General features: G+C 70.2%; 15 protein-coding genes and 1 pseudogene. 12 read left to right on the forward strand and 4 right to left on the reverse strand.

The genetic code is table 11. From position 1 onward, the window contains the following. Positions 1-47: 47 nt before the first annotated feature. The 4 genes from ACFV1J_RS08445 (at position 48) to ACFV1J_RS08460 (ending at position 3,382) form a co-directional block, all read left to right on the forward strand. Positions 48-1,280, forward strand: a complete 1,233-nt coding sequence (locus ACFV1J_RS08445) for a cytochrome P450 (RefSeq protein ID WP_385856509.1) — start codon at positions 48-50, stop codon at positions 1,278-1,280. Positions 1,281-1,634: 354 nt separating this feature from the next. Next, positions 1,635-2,255, forward strand: coding sequence for a DUF6230 family protein (locus ACFV1J_RS08450; RefSeq protein WP_385856510.1), 621 nt, complete (start codon positions 1,635-1,637; stop codon positions 2,253-2,255). Further along, complete coding sequence (locus ACFV1J_RS08455) at positions 2,246-2,614, forward strand: DUF6114 domain-containing protein (RefSeq protein WP_385856511.1); 369 nt, start codon at positions 2,246-2,248, stop codon at positions 2,612-2,614. The genes ACFV1J_RS08450 and ACFV1J_RS08455 overlap by 10 nt, the downstream gene beginning before the upstream one ends. A gap of 57 nt (positions 2,615-2,671) precedes the next feature. After that, positions 2,672-3,382, forward strand: a complete 711-nt coding sequence (locus ACFV1J_RS08460; protein ID WP_385856512.1) for a hypothetical protein — start codon at positions 2,672-2,674, stop codon at positions 3,380-3,382. Here ACFV1J_RS08460 and ACFV1J_RS08465 read toward each other — a convergent pair. Next, a complete protein-coding gene (locus tag ACFV1J_RS08465) occupies positions 3,372-3,752 on the reverse strand; it encodes a hypothetical protein (protein ID WP_385856513.1) in 381 nt (126 codons plus the stop codon). The two genes, ACFV1J_RS08460 and ACFV1J_RS08465, sit on opposite strands and share 11 nt — an antisense overlap. Next, a pseudogene (gene ctaD, locus ACFV1J_RS08470) lies at positions 3,749-5,383 on the reverse strand (cytochrome c oxidase subunit I); the annotation flags it as partial. The pseudogene ctaD and the gene ACFV1J_RS08465, both read right to left, overlap by 4 nt. Before the next feature lie 139 nt (positions 5,384-5,522). On the opposite strand from ctaD, the gene ACFV1J_RS08475 reads away from it, so the two are divergent. From ACFV1J_RS08475 to ACFV1J_RS08495, 5 genes are all read left to right on the forward strand, one after another. Further along, complete coding sequence (locus ACFV1J_RS08475; RefSeq protein WP_385856514.1) at positions 5,523-6,074, forward strand: RNA polymerase sigma factor; 552 nt, start codon at positions 5,523-5,525, stop codon at positions 6,072-6,074. Continuing rightward, a complete protein-coding gene (locus ACFV1J_RS08480) occupies positions 6,067-7,068 on the forward strand; it encodes a CU044_5270 family protein (protein WP_385856515.1) in 1,002 nt (333 codons plus the stop codon). The genes ACFV1J_RS08475 and ACFV1J_RS08480 overlap by 8 nt, the downstream gene beginning before the upstream one ends. A gap of 445 nt (positions 7,069-7,513) precedes the next feature. Continuing rightward, on the forward strand, positions 7,514-9,034 hold the full coding sequence (proP, locus tag ACFV1J_RS08485) for a glycine betaine/L-proline transporter ProP (protein ID WP_385856516.1): 1,521 nt from the start codon (positions 7,514-7,516) through the stop codon (positions 9,032-9,034). 252 nt (positions 9,035-9,286) lie between these two features. Further along, complete coding sequence (locus ACFV1J_RS08490; RefSeq protein ID WP_385856517.1) at positions 9,287-10,444, forward strand: DUF2330 domain-containing protein; 1,158 nt, start codon at positions 9,287-9,289, stop codon at positions 10,442-10,444. A 94-nt stretch (positions 10,445-10,538) separates the two neighbouring features. Beyond that, complete coding sequence (locus ACFV1J_RS08495) at positions 10,539-10,856, forward strand: antibiotic biosynthesis monooxygenase family protein (protein ID WP_385856518.1); 318 nt, start codon at positions 10,539-10,541, stop codon at positions 10,854-10,856. A 43-nt stretch (positions 10,857-10,899) separates the two neighbouring features. On the opposite strand, the gene ACFV1J_RS08500 is transcribed toward ACFV1J_RS08495, so the two are convergent. Next, positions 10,900-11,328 (reverse strand): DUF4190 domain-containing protein, encoded by a 429-nt coding sequence (locus tag ACFV1J_RS08500; protein ID WP_385856519.1) that lies wholly within the window; start codon positions 11,326-11,328, stop codon positions 10,900-10,902. 352 nt (positions 11,329-11,680) lie between these two features. On the opposite strand from ACFV1J_RS08500, the gene ACFV1J_RS08505 reads away from it, so the two are divergent. After that, entirely contained in the window at positions 11,681-12,241 is a 561-nt protein-coding gene (locus ACFV1J_RS08505) for a GNAT family N-acetyltransferase (protein ID WP_385856520.1), read from the forward strand. Between the two features lie 72 nt (positions 12,242-12,313). Here ACFV1J_RS08505 and ACFV1J_RS08510 read toward each other — a convergent pair whose 3' ends face one another. Beyond that, positions 12,314-14,398, reverse strand: coding sequence for a DHA2 family efflux MFS transporter permease subunit (locus tag ACFV1J_RS08510; RefSeq protein ID WP_385856521.1), 2,085 nt, complete (start codon positions 14,396-14,398; stop codon positions 12,314-12,316). A gap of 1,045 nt (positions 14,399-15,443) precedes the next feature. On the opposite strand from ACFV1J_RS08510, the gene ACFV1J_RS08515 reads away from it, so the two are divergent. Continuing rightward, on the forward strand, positions 15,444-15,995 hold the full coding sequence (locus tag ACFV1J_RS08515; RefSeq protein WP_385856522.1) for a peptidoglycan-binding protein: 552 nt from the start codon (positions 15,444-15,446) through the stop codon (positions 15,993-15,995). Between the two features lie 192 nt (positions 15,996-16,187). Then, positions 16,188-16,850, forward strand: coding sequence for an HAD-IA family hydrolase (locus ACFV1J_RS08520; RefSeq protein ID WP_385856523.1), 663 nt, complete (start codon positions 16,188-16,190; stop codon positions 16,848-16,850). The last annotated feature ends 9 nt before the right edge of the window (positions 16,851-16,859 follow it).

Raw genomic sequence — 16,859 nt, forward strand, 5'->3', positions numbered from 1 at the left:
CTGATGCTCCGTCAGAAACACGATGGCCCATGGACCAGGAGTCGCCCATGCCATGTCCAGCGCTGCCCGAGGGGTTCGACTTCACCGATCCCGACGTCTACCGGTCCCGCGTCCCGCTCCCGGAGTTCGCGCAGCTGCGGCGGACCGCGCCCGTGTGGTGGAACGCCCAGTCGCACGGCATCGCCGGCTTCGACGACGACGGCTACTGGGTCGTCACCCGCCATCAGGACGTCAAGGAGGTCTCCACCAAACCGGACGTCTTCTCCGCGAACCTCAACACCTCGATCATCCGGTTCAACGCCTCGATGACCCGGGAGCAGATCGACGTCCAGAAGCTGATCATGCTCAACATGGACCCGCCCGAGCACACGCGGGTCCGCCAGATCGTGCAGCGCGGATTCACCCCGCGTTCCATACGGGCACTGGAGGACGCGTTGCGCCAACGGGCCACCCGGATCGTCGCCGGGGCCCGGGCGAACGGCTCGGGGGACTTCGTCACCGACGTCGCCTGCGAGCTGCCCCTCCAGGCCATCGCCGAACTCATCGGCATCCCCCAGGACGACCGGGCCCGGATCTTCGACTGGTCCAACAAGATGGTCGCCTACGACGATCCGGAACTGGCCATCACCGAAGAGGTCGGCTCCAACGCGGCCATGGAGCTGATCTCGTACGCGATGAACCTCGCCGCGGCGCGCAAGGAATGCCCGGCCCAGGACATCGTCAGCCAGCTGGTGGCGGCGGAGGACGAAGGGAACCTCGGCTCCGACGAGTTCGGCTTCTTCGTACTGCTGCTGGCGGTGGCCGGCAACGAGACCACCCGCAACGCCATCACCCACGGCATGCACGCCTTCCTCACCCACCCCGAGCAGTGGGAGCTCTACAAACGCGAACGCCCCGCCACCGCGGCCGAGGAGATCGTGCGCTGGGCCACCCCGGTGGTGTCCTTCCAGCGCACCGCCACCCAGGACACCGAACTGGGCGGCGCCCGGATCAAGAAGGGCCAGCGGGTCGGGATCTTCTACTCGTCCGCCAACAACGACCCCGAGGTCTTCGACCGCCCCGAGGCCTTCGACATCACCCGTGACCCCAATCCCCATCTGGGCTTCGGGGGCGGCGGACCGCACTTCTGCCTCGGCAAGTCGCTGGCCGTACTGGAGATCAACCTGATCTTCCAGGCCATCGCGGACGCCATGCCGGACATCTCGCTGACGGGCGCTCCACGGCGGCTGCGCTCGGCCTGGCTCAACGGCGTGAAGGAACTCCGGGTGCAGTACGGCTGAGACGCTGAGCCGTGCCGCTCGCGGCTTACGGCTTGTGGTGGGTGGTTCGTGGATCGCGTTTGTGGCTTGTGGCTTGTGGCTTGCGACGTGTGACGTGCGGCGCCCGGTGGTCGGCAGGGACCGCCGGGCGCCGCGATATGTCCGAAAACGGTTTGCCGCTCAACCTTGCCAGCCGTCAGGGGCAGACCTACATTCGAACTCGCCAGTAAGTAACCGCGGGTAACTCGGCCTTCCCCCCTCACGCGCCGCGCCCGGTTCCCCTGCGCACCTCCACGCACCGCACCTCCACGCACCGCCCCTCCCCCCACATGTCGCGACAGCGCGCTCCACCGCTCTCCGAAGGGGACCCACACCATGAAGGACGCTCACGGCAGACCTGTCACGGGACGCACCAGCTGGCGGAAGTTCGCCGTGCTGGCCGTTCCGGCCCTCGCCGGCACCGCGGCCCTGGGCATCGCCCTGGCCAACGGGGCGCTGGCGGCGTCGTTCGCCGTATCGGGACAGCAGTTCAAGGTGTCCGCCGACAGCCTCACGGGCGAGGGATTCGCCCAATACGGCAGCGTGGACGCGAACGCCAGGGGGGATCTCCTGCCGGTCGCGGTCACCGCCATCACGTCGGCACGACTGCACCACCTCTGCCAGTCGGTGGTCACCCACCTGCCCGTCATCGGTGACATCTCACTCAACCTCAGTGCCGGTACGGGCAGCACACCCGTCGAGGCCAGCAATCTGTTCGTGGACGCCACCCAGCTCTCCGGCAACGCGTCCTTCCACGGCATCGAGATCGGCCGGGACGCCTCCACGCTGGACAAGGGCCCGGCCAGCGCCCAGGGCATGCAGGACCTCTTCGCCCAGCAGGCCGACGACGTCAGCATCAGCAAGCTCCGGCAGACCGCCTGGGCGACCAATGCCGGCACCTTCAAGCTGTCCGGCCTGCGGATGAAGATCTCCAAGGGCACGAAGGAATGCTTCTGACCTGGCGGCGCTGGCGGACGGGACGGCCCTTCTGGGGCGGTCTGGTGGCCGTCGTCGCCGGCGCCGAGATCTGCGCCATCCCTCTGGCACCCCTGAAGATCATGCTGCAACAGGGCATCGCCGGCATCCCGTCCGTCCTGATGGGACTGGTGATGATCCTGATGGGACTCTCCGCGTGGTTCGCGCCCCACTACCGGGGGCTCGCCGGGGTGCTCACCGTCCTGTGCGCGGCGGCCGCGCTGGTGATGTCCAACCTGGGCGGCTTCCTGATCGGCACGGTCATCGGGATCCTCGGCGGCTCGATGATCTTCGCCTGGCAGCCGAGCGAGGCGACGGCGCCCCCACCTCCCGCTCCGTAACACGCCTCCTGGAACCACCCTCCGGCCGCTCCGGCCCCCCTCTGGAAGGAACCCACCATGATGCGTACTCACCTCACCCCGCACCCGAGATCCAGCCGGCCCCGCACGTCCCGCGCACGGGCCTTACTCGTCGCCGCCACCGGGAGCGCCGCGGCGCTCGGCCTGTCGGCGGGGGTGACCGGTCCGGCGATGGCACAGCCGGCCGGGACCACCGCCGCCGCCACGACCGTCAGCCCCGCCGGTCACGCCTTCACCGCCACCCTCAGCGGCAAGGCCACCTTCACCGCCGGCTCGGTGACCGTGACCTGTACGACCTCGACCTCCAGCGGCCAGGTCCCGGCGGCGCCCGGCAACCACAACGACGGCGGGCCGGTGAGCAGTTCGACCACCCCGGCCACGTACGGCTCCTGTACGACGAGCATGCCCGGGGTGAGCGCGACCGTCAGCACGACCGGCACCTGGGGCGTGGCCATGCAGAACGGGACACCGGTGACCGCCGGACTGACCATCCCCTCGGGCGGGTTCGTGCTCAGGACCAGCGGTCTGGCGTCCTGCACGGTGACCGCGGCGCCCACCTCGGCGGCCACCGTCAACGGCACCTGGACCAACGGGGCACCGTCCACCCTGGTCTTCACCAACGCGTCGGTGCCGGTGAAGGTGGTGGGCGGGTTCGGCTGCCCGACCAGTGCGACCAGTTCGACGTTCAACGCCACCTATCAGGTGCGCGACACCACCGACCCGGCGTCCCAGATCACCGTCACCGGGTGAGGGCGGCGGCCGCCACCGTCACCAGGGCCACCACCACGGTCAGGGCACTCACGCACGCGGTGACCAGCCGTCGCCTGAGAACCCGGTAAACACCCTCGTATTCGGTCCGCAGACTCGCGCTGCGGACCGCAATGCGTTCCAGATAGGCCCGCGAGGTCTCGTGCTGGTCCTGGCAATAACGGACCGCCACTTCCTGCCGCTGGGTGTCGGTGAGCCAGGGCAGGCCCGCACAGAAGGCCTCCGCACGGGTGCGGGCGCGGTCCTTCTCCGCCTCCCAGAGCAGAAAGCCCTCGATTTCGTTGACGGACCGGTCCAGATCCCGTTCGCGGTCCCAGGTCCTTTCCTCACCGGTGCGGATGCGCTCGCTCATGCCCGGGCCTCGATTCCGGTACCGGACCGGTCGTCGGAATCCCTTGTATCCGTGAGTTCCCGGGCGATCTCCGGGTGGTGCAGATCGAATGCCGGGGATTCGGAACGGATACGGGGCAGCGACCGGAAGTTGTGCCGCGGCGGCGGGCAGGAGGTGGCCCATTCCAGCGAACGGCCGTATCCCCACGGGTCGTCGACCTCGACCTTCTTGCCGTATTTCGCGGTCTTCCAGACGTTGTAGAGGAACGGCAGGATCGACAGGCCGAGGAGGAAGGAGAAGATGCTGGAGACGGTGTTCAGCGCGGTGAAGCCGTCGGCCGCCAGATAGTCCGGGATACGGCGCAACATGCCTTCCGCGCCGAGCCAGTGCTGGACGAGGAAGGTGCCGTGGAAGCCGATGAACAGCGTCCAGAAGGTGATCTTGCCGAGCCGCTCGTCGAGCATCTTGCCGGTGAACTTCGGCCACCAGAAGTGGAAGCCGGAGAACATCGCGAAGACGACCGTTCCGAAGACGACGTAGTGGAAGTGCGCCACGACGAAGTAGGTGTCGGAGATGTGGAAGTCCATCGGCGGCGAGGCCAGGATGACACCGGTCAGACCACCGAAGACAAAGGTGATCAGGAAGCCGACCGCCCAGAGCATCGGCGTCTCGAAGGACAGTGAGCCCTTCCACATCGTGCCGATCCAGTTGAAGAACTTCACCCCGGTCGGCACGGCGATCAGGAACGTCATGAAGGAGAAGAACGGCAGCAGCACACCACCCGTGACGTACATGTGGTGCGCCCACACCGTGACCGAAAGACCGGCGATCGAAACCGTCGCCGCGATCAGACCGATGTAACCGAACATCGGCTTCCGGGAGAACACCGGAATGACCTCGGAAATGATGCCGAAGAACGGCAGCGCGATGATGTAGACCTCGGGGTGTCCGAAGAACCAGAAGAGGTGCTGCCAGAGGAACGCCCCGCCGTTCGCGGCGTCGAAGACATGCGCACCGAATTTACGGTCCACCTCCAGCGCGAACAGCGCCGCCGCCAGCACCGGGAAGGCCAACAGGACCAGCACACCGGTCAGCAGCACGTTCCAGGTGAAGATCGGCATCCGGAACATCGTCATGCCGGGCGCCCGCATGCAGAGGATGGTCGTGATGAAGTTGACCGCCCCCAGAATCGTGCCGAAACCGGAGAAGGCCAGACCCATGATCCACATATCGCCGCCGATTCCCGGGCTGTGGGTCGCGTCCGAGAGCGGTGCATAGGCGAACCAGCCGAAGTCCGCCGCCCCTTGCGGGGTCAGGAATCCGCCCACCGCGATGAGTGAGCCGAAGAGATAGAGCCAGTACGCGAACATGTTCAGCCGGGGAAAGGCGACATCGGGGGCACCGATCTGCAGCGGCATGAGCCAGTTCGCGAAACCGGCGAACAGCGGTGTCGCGAACATCAGCAGCATGATCGTGCCGTGCATCGTGAATGCCTGGTTGAACTGCTCGTTCGACATGATCTGGTGGCCCGGCCGGGCCAGTTCGGCGCGCATGAACAGCGCCAGCAGACCGCCGACGCAGAAGAACGCGAAGGCGGTGACCAGATAGAGCGTGCCGATCGTCTTGTGGTCAGTGGTCGTCAGCCACTTCAGGGGGAGCTTCATGCCCCGTTGGTGTCCGGGACCGCCGCCGCCTTCACCGCCAACGGGTGCGTGGCCCTTGGCCGACGGGGTGGGATGTGTCACTCGGTGCGGGTGTGAGGATCGGGGGCATGCCGGACACCAACGGTTCATGAGCACGGACGACGCCTTCGCCGAGGCCTATCGCGCGCACTACTGGGCGGTCAGCCGCTACGTGGCGCGACGGCTGGACGGGCAGGCCCATGAGGTCGAGGAAGTGGTGGCGGAGGTCTTCTCCGTAGCCTGGCGGCGCCGCAGCGAGCTCCCCGAGTCCCCGCTGCCCTGGCTCTACGGAGTGGCCCGCAACTGCCTGGCCAATACGGTGCGTGGGCTGAGCCGCTACCGGCGGCTGCTGAACCGTCTCGGCAACCACGAGGCGGCGCACCAGCGGCAGACCGTGGAGAGTCCGGACGCCGAGCCGCCCGGCTCATGGGTGCACGAGGCGCTGGCCCGGCTCTCGCCCGCCGACCAGGAGGTGCTGCGGCTGACCGCCTGGGAGGAACTGACCATCGAGGAGCTGGCGGTGACCCTCGGGTGCGGCAACGGCGCGGCCGCCATGCGGCTGCACCGCGCGCGCCGCCGCCTGCGCGCGGAGATCGACCGTACGCGGACGACCGTGTCCGCACGGGCAGGAAACGACGGCAATGGGGGCCGCAATGGGTGACGAACTGGAGCTGCTGCGGGCGGCCGATCCCGCACCGGCCGGCGCGGGCCGCTGGCGGGACCGCCCGCTGGACGCCCGCGCCGAAGCGGGTCTCACCCGGCTGCTGCACCACACGCGCACCCGCCGGGCCGGGCGCCGGCTGATGCTGCGCGCGGAGGCGGCGCTGCTCGCGCTGGTGACGGTGGTCTGCTTCCTGCTCTCCGACGCCGGCAGCAGCCCCGCCGCCGCGGCGCCCCGGCCGCTCGTGCCGCACGCCGACACCCGGCCGGTCCCGCTGGCCGAACTGGCCCGCAGGGCGGAGGCCAGGGCCCGCGCGGCGGCACCGGGGGACGGGCCGCACCGGGGCAGCCATGTGCAGAGCTGGTACCTGAGCATGCAGGAGGGCCCGGACGCGGCGCCGCCCGTTACCGTGCCCGAGGAACGCATCACCCGGTGGAAAGCGGACGGCAGCGGCTCCGAACTGGTCGTGGCCACCGACCCCCGGCACCCGGGCCGTCCGGTCATCCATGACGACGACGGCCACTGGCGGACCGTCAGCGACGGCAAGGTCCTGCACCGCCAGACCTACCCGGCGGGCTCCGAGGCCCAACACGGCGGCCTGGCCTCCCGTACACGGCCACCGACGGACCCGGCGAAGCTGCGCGAGCAGCTGGGGTGGCTGTACGGCGGGGCGGGCGGCACCCGTACGGCCTCCGCACTCCTACAGGCGCTCTCCTCGTTCCGCGGCGAGTGGACCCCGGGGCCGCGCGAAACGGCCGCCGTCGTACGGATGCTGGCGGATGCCGGCGGCCTGCGTCCGGCCGGTTCGGTCACCGACCGGCTGGGGCGGCGCGGTGAGGCCTATGTGTACGACGGGACGGGCCTGCGGCACATGGTGATCCTCGATCCGCGGACCGGCGAACTGCTGGGTCTGGAAGCGACCTTCACCACGGACCAGCCGGACTTCAAGGTGAAGGCGGGACAGGTGATGTCGTACGAGGCGTGGATGCCGTGACCGGGCGGCCCGGGCTCCCGAGTGGCGGGGCGGCGCGGTATGGCCGATCCTTGAGGGGACGCGACGATCCCGTTTCGGCGCGGCGGTGCTGTGTGTGCCGCCGCGCCGTTTCGCGTGGGCGCGACGGCGGTACGTACCGGGATCCTTCGGGTGGTCCATGTCACATCCCGGCGGATGGTTGCAGGCAATCCCCGCGAGATGGATCACAGACCAAAGTCCCGCACATTGCTCGGCAAAACGGAGTTTCCCCTGCAAGGAGCGGGTATACGACCGCCTGCGCGGTCATCCGCGCACTGTCCGTGATGAACCGTTCTGCCCCTATGGTCGACCTTTGCCCGCCGCTCGACGGCGGGCCTGCCCGTCGCTGCCATGGCGGGCCATGTCCCGCCACCCCGGTGGCGGGCGGTTCCTGTAGTCGTCCCAGAGAGCGCAGGCGAGCGAACACGTGCCGACGCAGTCCCCCGTCGCACCCGGCCCCCGTCCCCCCGTCGGCAGTCGTGCCGATGCCGCATCCGGTCCGCGCCAGGACCGGCAGGCAGCAGCACCGCAGCGGTCCTCACCCAAGGTGACCGTCGTCGACCCCACGATGGTCAAGCGGGCGGTGTCGGCGGCCGCGCTGGGCAATGCGATGGAGTGGTTCGACTTCGGCGTCTACAGCTACATCGCGGTCACTCTCGGGCACGTCTTCTTCCCGTCCGGGAATCCGACCGCGCAGTTGCTGTCGACGTTCGGCGCGTTCGCGGCGGCATTCCTGGTGCGTCCGATCGGCGGCATGGTCTTCGGGCCGCTCGGTGACCGCATCGGCCGCCAGAAGGTGCTGGCGATCACCATGATCATGATGGCGGTGGGCACCTTCGCCATCGGCCTGATCCCGTCGTACGCCACCATCGGCGTCGGCGCACCCATCCTGCTGCTCGTCGCCCGCCTGGTGCAGGGCTTCTCCACCGGTGGCGAATACGGCGGCGCCTCGACCTTCATCGCCGAGTACGCGCCCGACAAGAAGCGCGGATTCCTGGGCAGCTGGCTGGAGTTCGGCACGCTGGCCGGTTACGTCGGCGGCGCCGGCCTGGTCACGCTGATGACGGCCCTGCTGTCCACCGAGGACCTCACCTCCTGGGGCTGGCGGATCCCGTTCCTGATCGCCGGCCCGATGGGCATCATCGGCCTCTACCTGCGGATGCGGCTCGAAGAGACCCCGGCCTTCGCCCAGTTGGAGAAGGAGGCGCGGACGAAGGAGAAGGCGCGCCGCGAGGCCGAGAAGCGGATCGGCGTCCGCGAGATGGTCTTCGGCCAGTGGCGGTCGATGCTGCTGTGCGTCGGGCTGGTGCTGGTCTTCAACGTCACCGACTACATGCTGCTGTCGTACATGCCGAGCTATCTGACCTCGGAGCTGAAGTACGACGAGACGCACGGTCTGCTGGTCGTGCTCGGGGTGATGGTGCTGATGATGGGCGTCCAGCCGTTCGCGGGCCGGCTCTCCGACCGCTTCGGCCGCCGCCCGGTCATCGCCGCGGGCTGCGCCGGCTTCCTGGTGCTGTCGGTGCCCGCGCTGCTGCTGATCCGCCAGGGGTCGCTGCTCGCCATCGCGCTGGGCATGGCCGCGCTGGGGCTGCTGCTGGTCACCTTCACCTCGACGATGCCGGCCACGCTGCCCGCGCTGTTCCCGACCAAGGTCCGCTACGGCTCGCTGTCGATCGGCTTCAACATCTCGGTGTCGCTCTTCGGCGGCACCACGCCGCTGGTGGTCACCGCCCTGATCGGCGCGACCGGCAACAAGATGATGCCCGCCTACTACATGATGGCGGCGGCCGTGATCGGCGGGATCGCCGTCTGGCGGATGTCGGAGAGCGCCCGCCAGCCGCTGCCCGGCTCCCCGCCGGCCGTCGAGACCGGCGCCGAGGCGCAGGAGGTCGTCCAAGCGGCCCGCCGCGCGGCGACCGCGGGCGCGGCGACCGCGGCGAACTGATCGCGGCGAACTGATCGCAGGGGTACTGAACGGGCCCGGCCGGAGACCTCCGGCCGGGCCCTTCGCGTCAGTCCCTCCGCGTCGGTCAGCCCATGAAGTCGGCCAGCTTCGCGGCGGCCCGGGATGCCGCGGGGCGTAACGCGCCATGCGGGAAACCAGCGGGTACCGGGGACGACCGTCGAGGACCGACGGGAACCAGCCACCCCCTCCCCACCGTCTGCGTCGACAGACAGGAAGAGGGCGGGGGGCGAGATGGCGCTGGCGACGGTCCGGCCACGGGCGCGACGGGCCGCGGCGGCGCGGGACGGCGGACGGCGGCGGGCGCACCGGCAGGCGCTGCTGGTGGTCCTGATGCTGCTGGCCGTCCAGCTGGTGTCCCTGGCCCGGCCCGCGTACGCCTGTGGTTGCGGGGCGATGGTGCACGACCCGAAGACCACCATGGCGGTGGGCCGGGAGACCTCGGTCGTCCGCTGGGACGGGACCACCGAGCAGATCGTGATGAGTCTGCAGGTCAACGGCACCGCCCCCGACGCCGCGTGGATCATGCCCGTACCGCACCGGGCCACGGTGAAACTGGGCGACCCGGCGGTCTTCGACCGGCTCGGCACGCTGACCGAACCGGCCGTCGCACAGCGCCACTACTTCTGGCCGCACGGTGGCGACTGGCCCTTCGGGTCCAACGGGGACGCCGCCGAGGCCCCGCCGCCGTCGGCGGGCGCCCCCGGTGTCGGGGTCGTGGGCCGCGAGCGGCTGGGCCCGTTCGACGTCGCCCGGCTGACCGCCACCGACCCCCGCGCCCTGCGCAGCTGGCTGAAAACGCACGGTTTCCACCTCCCCGCCCCCCTGGCGAGCGCCCTCCGCCCGTACGTGGCCCAGCACTGGGAGTACGTGGCGATCCGCCTGGCACCCGCCGAACGGCACCGCACGCTCTCCGGCACCCTCGACCCCCTGCGCCTGTCCTTCGCCAGCGACCAACTCGTCTACCCGATGCGGCTCTCCGCGTTGGCGACGACCCCGCAGTCCCTGGGTCTCTACGTCCTCGCGCCGCACCAGATGGAGCCGCGCAGCACGATCGGCGGGTCGCGCCCCGAGGTCTTCTTCGCGGGCCGCATCCACCCCGAGGGCCCGCTCCGCGACCTCGCCGGCCCCCGGCCCACCTTCCTCACCGCCATCGACCAGAGCTTCCCGCAACCCGACCGCATCACCGGCGACCACGAACTGCGCCGCACCGCCCACGACACCCCGTACCGGCGGGTCAGGTACGAGTACGCACTGCTGAAGGTGGCCGGTGTCCCGGCCTGGATCGTGACGGTCGGCGGGACGCTGTTGCTCCTCCAGGCAGGAGCGGCAGCACTGGCCCTGGGAGTCGCCGCCCGCAGACGCCGCCGCTCAACCCCCACCACCAGCTGAACGACCCCGCCACCAACTGAACGAACCCCCTGAACGAACCCCCGACCGTCGCCCCTTACGCCCCCTTGTCAGTCCCGTACGGCACGATGGGGGCATGAGCATCGTGAAGATCAACGTTCTGACCGTCCCCGCCGAACAGCGGGAAACCCTTGAGAAGCGCTTCGCTTCCCGCGCCCACGCGGTGGAGAGCTCGGACGGCTTCGAGTGGTTCGAGCTCCTCCGCCCGGTCGAAGGCACCGACGACTACCTGGTCTACACGCGGTGGCGGGACGAAGAGTCGTTCCAGGCGTGGATGGAAGGGCCCATGAAGGCGGCGCACCAGGGCGGCAGCGACCGGCCGAAGCCCGCTGCCAGTGGATCCACCGTGTGGTCCTTCGAGGTGGTGCAACAGGCCGCGCCGAAGGCCCCCTAGCGGCAGAGGAGTTTCTGGGTCCCGTCGATGTCCCTGGGCCCCGTCATCCGGATGATCCGGTCGCTGCGCCGATGATGATGAGGATCAAGAAGATCGCGTAGCCGACGCAGCCGATGATGCCGGTCACCAGCCCGGTGATGGCCAAGCCATCGCCTTTTTCCCTGGTGCGCTGCACCTCGCTGCGCGCTCTGGTGCCCAGGACGATTGCCAGCGGCCCCGTGATGATTCCGATGAAGGGAATGACGAGCGACGCGATCCCGGTAACCATCGACGCCACAGCCTTACCGTTCGTGCTGGGCTGTGGCTGGGGCTGGTATTGCGGATACTGAGAAAACTGGCCCGGCTGACCCTGCGGGTACTGCTGGCCCTGCGGGTATTGCTGGCCTTGCGGGTACTGCTGGCCCTGCGGGTACTGCGGGTACTGCTGCTGGGGAGATCGGTCCTGAGGATCCTGGGGCTGCTCACTGCTCATGGCGCCTCCCTGCTCCTGTGGTGCCTTGTCCGCCCTTCCCCCCTGCCGCAAACGGACAGATATACGCTCCTACGACGGTCTCTCGGACATACCGGGCCTGCAACTTGATCGCGGGGCCGGTTCGCATTCAACCGGTTCGAGATTCGCCTTCAACCGGCTCGAGTCCTGCCGTGAAGGCCACGCGAGTCTTCTCTCGAAGGCCACGTACGGGTTGCTGGGCGGCGTGCCGTGCGCATCCCCCTCTGCCCCCTCTGCTCCCCTCCGCCTGTCCCTGCCGGCCCCGCGCCGCCGTCGTCGGCCCGGCATCAATTCCGTTGCGGCCGGGGCCGTCCCGGCCGCAACATGGGCGGCCATGAGTGACGCCGCCACGCTCCGCACGCCATGGACCCTCTCCGTCGAGCCGGTTGAGTCGCCGGATGCACGGATGCTGCTGCGGGAGTACTACACGGAAGTGGCGGACCGGTACTTCACGCTGCATGAGGACCGTCTCTCGACGCCGCGGGAGATCGACGAAGGAGTGGCGGAGTATCCCGTCGCCGATCTCGCGCCGCCGCACGGCGTGCTGTTGGTGGCCCGCCGCGGCGGTGAGACGGCGGGCTGCGTCGGCGTACGGCTGCTGGACCCGCGCACGGCCGAGCTCAAGCAGATGTTCGTCCGGCCCGCGCTGCGCGGCCTGGGTGCCGGTGGCCGGCTGCTGACGGCCGCCGAGACGGCCGCGGCCCGGCTGGGCGCGGAACGGATCCGGCTGGACACCCGGCTGGATCTGACGGAGGCCATCGCGCTCTACCGGCGGCACGGTTTCGTCGAGATCGCTCCGTACCACGACGACATCTACGCCGAGATCTTCTTCGAGAAGCGCCTCACCGACGGTGGCGACGACGATCCGTCCGCCGACCCCTGCTCCTGCTCCTGACCCCTGCCCCTTGCCCCTTGCCCCCTGACGGCATCTCCCTGCCCCTGGCGGCATCTCCCCGCGCCCGGCGACTCACCGTGTGAGGTTCGGGGGCTGTGGTGGCCGGGGGGAGGTGGCGGGGCGCGGCATCGGCTGCCGGGCGTGGCCGACGTACGGCTCCTCCGCGTCCGAGCCGCACAGCTCCGCCGTCAACTCCCGTACGAGCTCGGTGAGGTCGGTGGGCCGGTCCTTGGTCCACCAGTCCCCCAGCATCTCGGCCAGCGACTCCTGGCGGGCCGCCGACAGCCGCTCGGTGACCTCCCGCCCCCGGTCGGTCAGCAGCATCAACAGCCCGTCACGGGTGGCCAGTCCACGCTCCTCGACCTGGCGGACGCTCTCGGCGAGCACGCCGAGCGGGACGGTGCTGCGTTCCGCGAGCAGCCCCGGTTCGACCGATCCATAGCGGTGGATCCGCAGGAGCAGCCAGCTGGCGGCAGGTTTGAGGTCGAGGCCGGCCCGCTCGGTGATCTTCTCGTAGATGTGCTTGCGCCCTTCCATGCTGCCGAGTTTGGACAGCGCACGGGCGCACTCCTCGCGGGACGACCGCTCCACGGGGTTGGACGACAGCACCTCGCTGGTGTCCGGGGCCGTCACGCTGCTGCGCAGCGGCTCCTCCTTGAGGAACCAGGCCAGTACGAACGCCACGAAGACGACCGGCACGGCGTAGAGGAAGACGTCGGTGATCGAGTTGGCGTAGGCCTGGAGGACACCGGCCGCCTGCCGGGCCGGCAGCCGGGCGACGGTCCGCGGGTCCTGGGCGATCTTCGACGGGTCGACGCCGGGCGGCAGTTGCTGCCCGGCCAGTACGGCCGCGATCCGGGGCCCGAGCTTGTTGGCGAAGACCGTACCGAAGAGGGAGACGCCGAACGAGGCCCCGATGGAGCGGAAGAACGTGGCGCCGGACGTGGCGACGCCGAGGTCCTGGTAGGCGACGGCGTTCTGCACGATGAGCACCAGCACCTGCATGACCAGGCCGAGTCCGAAGCCGAAGACGAAGAAGTAGCCGCTCATCTCGGCGACGCCGCTGGACGGTTCGAGCCGGTGCAGAAGCAGCAGTCCGAGCATCACCACGGCGGTGCCGGCGATCGGGAAGACCTTGTAGTGGCCGGTGCGGCTGACGATCTGGCCGGAGGCGGTGGACGAGAGCAGCATGCCGAACACCATCGGCAGCATGTGCACACCGGACAGCGTCGGCGACACACCCTGGACGACCTGTAGGAACGTCGGTAGGAACGTCATCGAGCCGAACATCGCGAAGCCGATGACGAAGCCGATGACGGCGGTGAGCGAGAAGGTGCGCAGCCGGAACAGGCGCAGCGGGATGACGGGTTCGGCGGCCCGGCGCTCGATGAGGACGAAGGCCACCAGCAACACGACGCCCAGTACGCCGAAGCCGATGATCTGCCATGAGCCCCACGGGTAGCTGACGCCGCCGAGCGAGGTCATCAGCACGAAGCAGACGGCGACCGCGGCGATGGTGACGGTGCCCAGGTAGTCGATCCGGTGCGGGGTGCGGTGACGCGGGATGTGCAGGACGGCGGCGATCACGGCGAGCGCGACGATGCCGATCGGCACGTTGACGTAGAACACCCAGCGCCAGCTGAGGTGGTCCACGAACAGCCCGCCGAGCAGCGGTCCGAGGACGCTCGTACCGCCGAAGACCGCACCGAACAGCCCTTGGTACTTACCGCGTTCACGGGGCGGCACGATGTCCCCGACGATCGCCATCGACAGCACGATCAGACCGCCACCGCCCAGGCCCTGGACGGCCCGGAACGCGATCAGCTGGCCCATGTTCTGCGCGATGCCACACAGCACCGAACCGATCAGGAAGATCACGATGGCGGTCTGGAACAGCCTCTTGCGTCCGTATTGGTCACCGAGCTTGCCCCATAGGGGCGTCGCGGCCGTAGAGGCCAGCAGGTAGGCGGTGACCACCCAGGAGAGGTGGTCCAGTCCGCCGAGTTCGCTGACGATCGTGGGCAGCGCGGTGGCGACGATGGTCTGGTCGAGCGCCGCGATGAGCAGGCCGAGCAGCAGCGCGCCGATCGCGACGAGAACCGTCCGCTGCGACCGGCGCTCACCCGGGACGGCAGGAGCGCTGATGTCGGGCGCCATGTGCGTCTCCTTTGGTGCGGGGGGGAGGCGGCGGGTGTCGGGAAGCGGGATGGGGATCGGGGTCAGGGTCGGGGGTGGGGTCGGGGTCAGGGTCCGGGGTGGGGTCGAGGTCGGGGTCCGAGGCGGTCGGGAGTGGGTGCCCGGCTTGGGGGCCGGGTGTCCGGCTTGGAACCGGTGCCCGGTTTGGAACCGGGTGCCCGCGTTCCGGGCTTCCAGACGTCCTTGCGGACGTCCTTGCGGACGTCTGCGGACCTCCTTGCAGACGTCGTCCATCGCGTTCCATGGTGGGTGGTTCCGACCGATATGGCCCGCCGAGCGATGATCGGCGGCTCCCGTCGGACGGCGGACACCTCGGGTATGCCGGGCGGATGTCCGCGAGCACCTGCGCGGGCCGGGACGGCGTCTGGATAATCGCTGCCTGTTCGGGCCTCCAGGGAGGAGCGCACTCGTGACGGCATTACGGACCTGCCCGCACTGCTTGGCACCCGTACGGAGCAACGGCCGGCCCACGTGCCTGTGTGCGGCGGCCGCTTCGGACGACTTCGATCCGCTGCACATACGCCCGTACGTCTCACTGACGGGGCACCCCTCGGTCAAGGGGACGGAGACCGACTACGGGGCGGGCCCGCTGACCAATGGGACGGCGGACGCACTGGAGGACTTACCCGGGATCAACGCCGCCGCCCACATAGCGAACGACGCGCCGCCCCTCCCCGGCCCACCAACCCCAGCAAACCCAGGGACCACAGGGACCACAGACTCCGCCTCCGCCGCGGAGCCCTTGGGGCCTTGGATGCCCTCGGAGCCCTTGGTGCGCCGGGCACGTCGCCTCGCCGGACCGAGTTCGAGGACGTACCACTCGACCCCCGAGGAACCGTTCCCCGACCCCGGCCCCGACCCAGTCCCCGCCGCCCCGGCGGCTCCCCTCCCACCCGATCCCCCACCACCCGATCCCCCACCACCCGGTGCCGTTCACCCATCCCCCTCTCGTCCACCCCAGCGCCGGCGCGCGCTGCCCGCCGCACTGGTCGCGGCCGGCGCGGCGGTGGCCGCCACCGCGGCCCTGATCAGCACCGATGCGCTCTCGGCCAGCAAACAGGACCGCGCCGCCCCACCCGACCGCGGCACCACCTCCCCCACCGCCGCCTTCCCCACCAGCGAGGACCCGGACCCCTCGCCCACCCGGCACGGCATCCCCTCTCCCCCGTCCCCCGACCGCTCGCCCTCCCCGAGCGCCACGGGCATCGGCACCCCCAAGGCCACCGTGAAGCTCTCCCGTACGGCCGTGCCGCCCCCACCCCCGCCCACCAGGGCCTCCGGCAGCGTCACCGACGCCCCCGGTGGCGACGATCCGAGCGCCGCTCCCACCGGGCCGATCGTGCTGCGCGAGGGTTCCAGCGGCCCGGAGGTGACCGAGCTCCAGGGGCGGCTGCGCCAGCTGGCCCTCTATCTGGGCGCCGAGGACGGCCGGTACGACGCGGACGTACGGAACGCCGTCTCGCGCTACCAGCGGACCTACGGCGTAACGGGCGACCCGGACGGCGTCTACGGCCCGCGAACCCGGCAATCCCTGGAGGCCCGCACCCGGGAGCCGTAGGAGCCCAGTGGCCCGGCCGGGCCACCTCGCAGCCCACCCCCGGTTGTCGCACCCGGCTCCGGTTTTGTATCGTGGCAAAACAAAGTGGTTCCGCCCGCACTCCCTGACCGGCGGGCGGAGCCGCTTGTCCTCCCTGCGCTCGTACGGTTCCGCGCCGGCCGAGCCAGCCGTAGCGCCCAGGAGCCCCCGCCGATGACGGCAACCACCACGCTCACCGCCCGCGCCCTGCTGCTCGACATGGACAGCACGCTCGTGAACTCCGAGGCCGTCGTGGAGCGCTGCTGGCGCCGCTGGGCGGCCGAGCAGGGGCTGGACGCCGACGAGGTCCTCGCGGTCGTCCACGGCCGCCAGGGATGGGCCACGATGGCCGCGCTGCTCCCCGACCGCCCGATGGAACTCCACCTGGCGGACAACCGCCGGATGTTGGAGCAGGAGACCGCCGACATGGACGGCGTGGTGCCGGTCCCCGGCGCGCCCGCCTTCCTGGCCGCCCTCGCGGACCTGCCGCACGCCCTGGTGACCTCCGCGGACGTCCCGCTCTCCGACGCGCGGATGGCGGCGGCCGGGCTGCCGATGCCCGCCATACGGATCACGGCGGAGAACGTGAGCGCCAGCAAGCCGGACCCGGAGGGCTTCCTCAAGGGCGCCGCGGAACTGGGCTTCGCCCCGGAGGACTGCCTGGTCTTCGAGGACTCCGAGGCGGGCATAGAGGCGGGCCGCTCGGCCGGTATGCGAGTGGTCGGCGTCGGCGCCCGCGCCGCGGCGTACGCCCCCACCGCCCACGTCCGCGACCTCACCCAGATCCGCATCGAGGCCCTTACAGACGGCCACATCGCGGTCCACATCGAGGCCTGAGGGCCCGAT

The organism is Streptomyces sp. NPDC059649 (genome assembly GCF_042734445.1).
Classification (GTDB): Bacteria; Actinomycetota; Actinomycetes; order Streptomycetales; family Streptomycetaceae; genus Streptomyces.

Coding starts and splice junctions, on each gene's coding strand:
- ACFV1J_RS08445 (WP_385856509.1), top strand. CDS start 48: ATGCCATGTCCAGCGCTGCCCGAGGGGTTCGACTTCACCGATCCCGAC.
- ACFV1J_RS08450 (WP_385856510.1), top strand. CDS start 1,635: ATGAAGGACGCTCACGGCAGACCTGTCACGGGACGCACCAGCTGGCGG.
- ACFV1J_RS08455 (WP_385856511.1), top strand. CDS start 2,246: ATGCTTCTGACCTGGCGGCGCTGGCGGACGGGACGGCCCTTCTGGGGC.
- ACFV1J_RS08460 (WP_385856512.1), top strand. CDS start 2,672: ATGATGCGTACTCACCTCACCCCGCACCCGAGATCCAGCCGGCCCCGC.
- ACFV1J_RS08465 (WP_385856513.1), bottom strand. CDS start 3,752: ATGAGCGAGCGCATCCGCACCGGTGAGGAAAGGACCTGGGACCGCGAA.
- ACFV1J_RS08475 (WP_385856514.1), top strand. CDS start 5,523: ATGAGCACGGACGACGCCTTCGCCGAGGCCTATCGCGCGCACTACTGG.
- ACFV1J_RS08480 (WP_385856515.1), top strand. CDS start 6,067: ATGGGTGACGAACTGGAGCTGCTGCGGGCGGCCGATCCCGCACCGGCC.
- ACFV1J_RS08490 (WP_385856517.1), top strand. CDS start 9,287: ATGGCGCTGGCGACGGTCCGGCCACGGGCGCGACGGGCCGCGGCGGCG.
- ACFV1J_RS08495 (WP_385856518.1), top strand. CDS start 10,539: ATGAGCATCGTGAAGATCAACGTTCTGACCGTCCCCGCCGAACAGCGG.
- ACFV1J_RS08500 (WP_385856519.1), bottom strand. CDS start 11,328: ATGAGCAGTGAGCAGCCCCAGGATCCTCAGGACCGATCTCCCCAGCAG.
- ACFV1J_RS08505 (WP_385856520.1), top strand. CDS start 11,681: ATGAGTGACGCCGCCACGCTCCGCACGCCATGGACCCTCTCCGTCGAG.
- ACFV1J_RS08510 (WP_385856521.1), bottom strand. CDS start 14,398: ATGGCGCCCGACATCAGCGCTCCTGCCGTCCCGGGTGAGCGCCGGTCG.
- ACFV1J_RS08520 (WP_385856523.1), top strand. CDS start 16,188: ATGACGGCAACCACCACGCTCACCGCCCGCGCCCTGCTGCTCGACATG.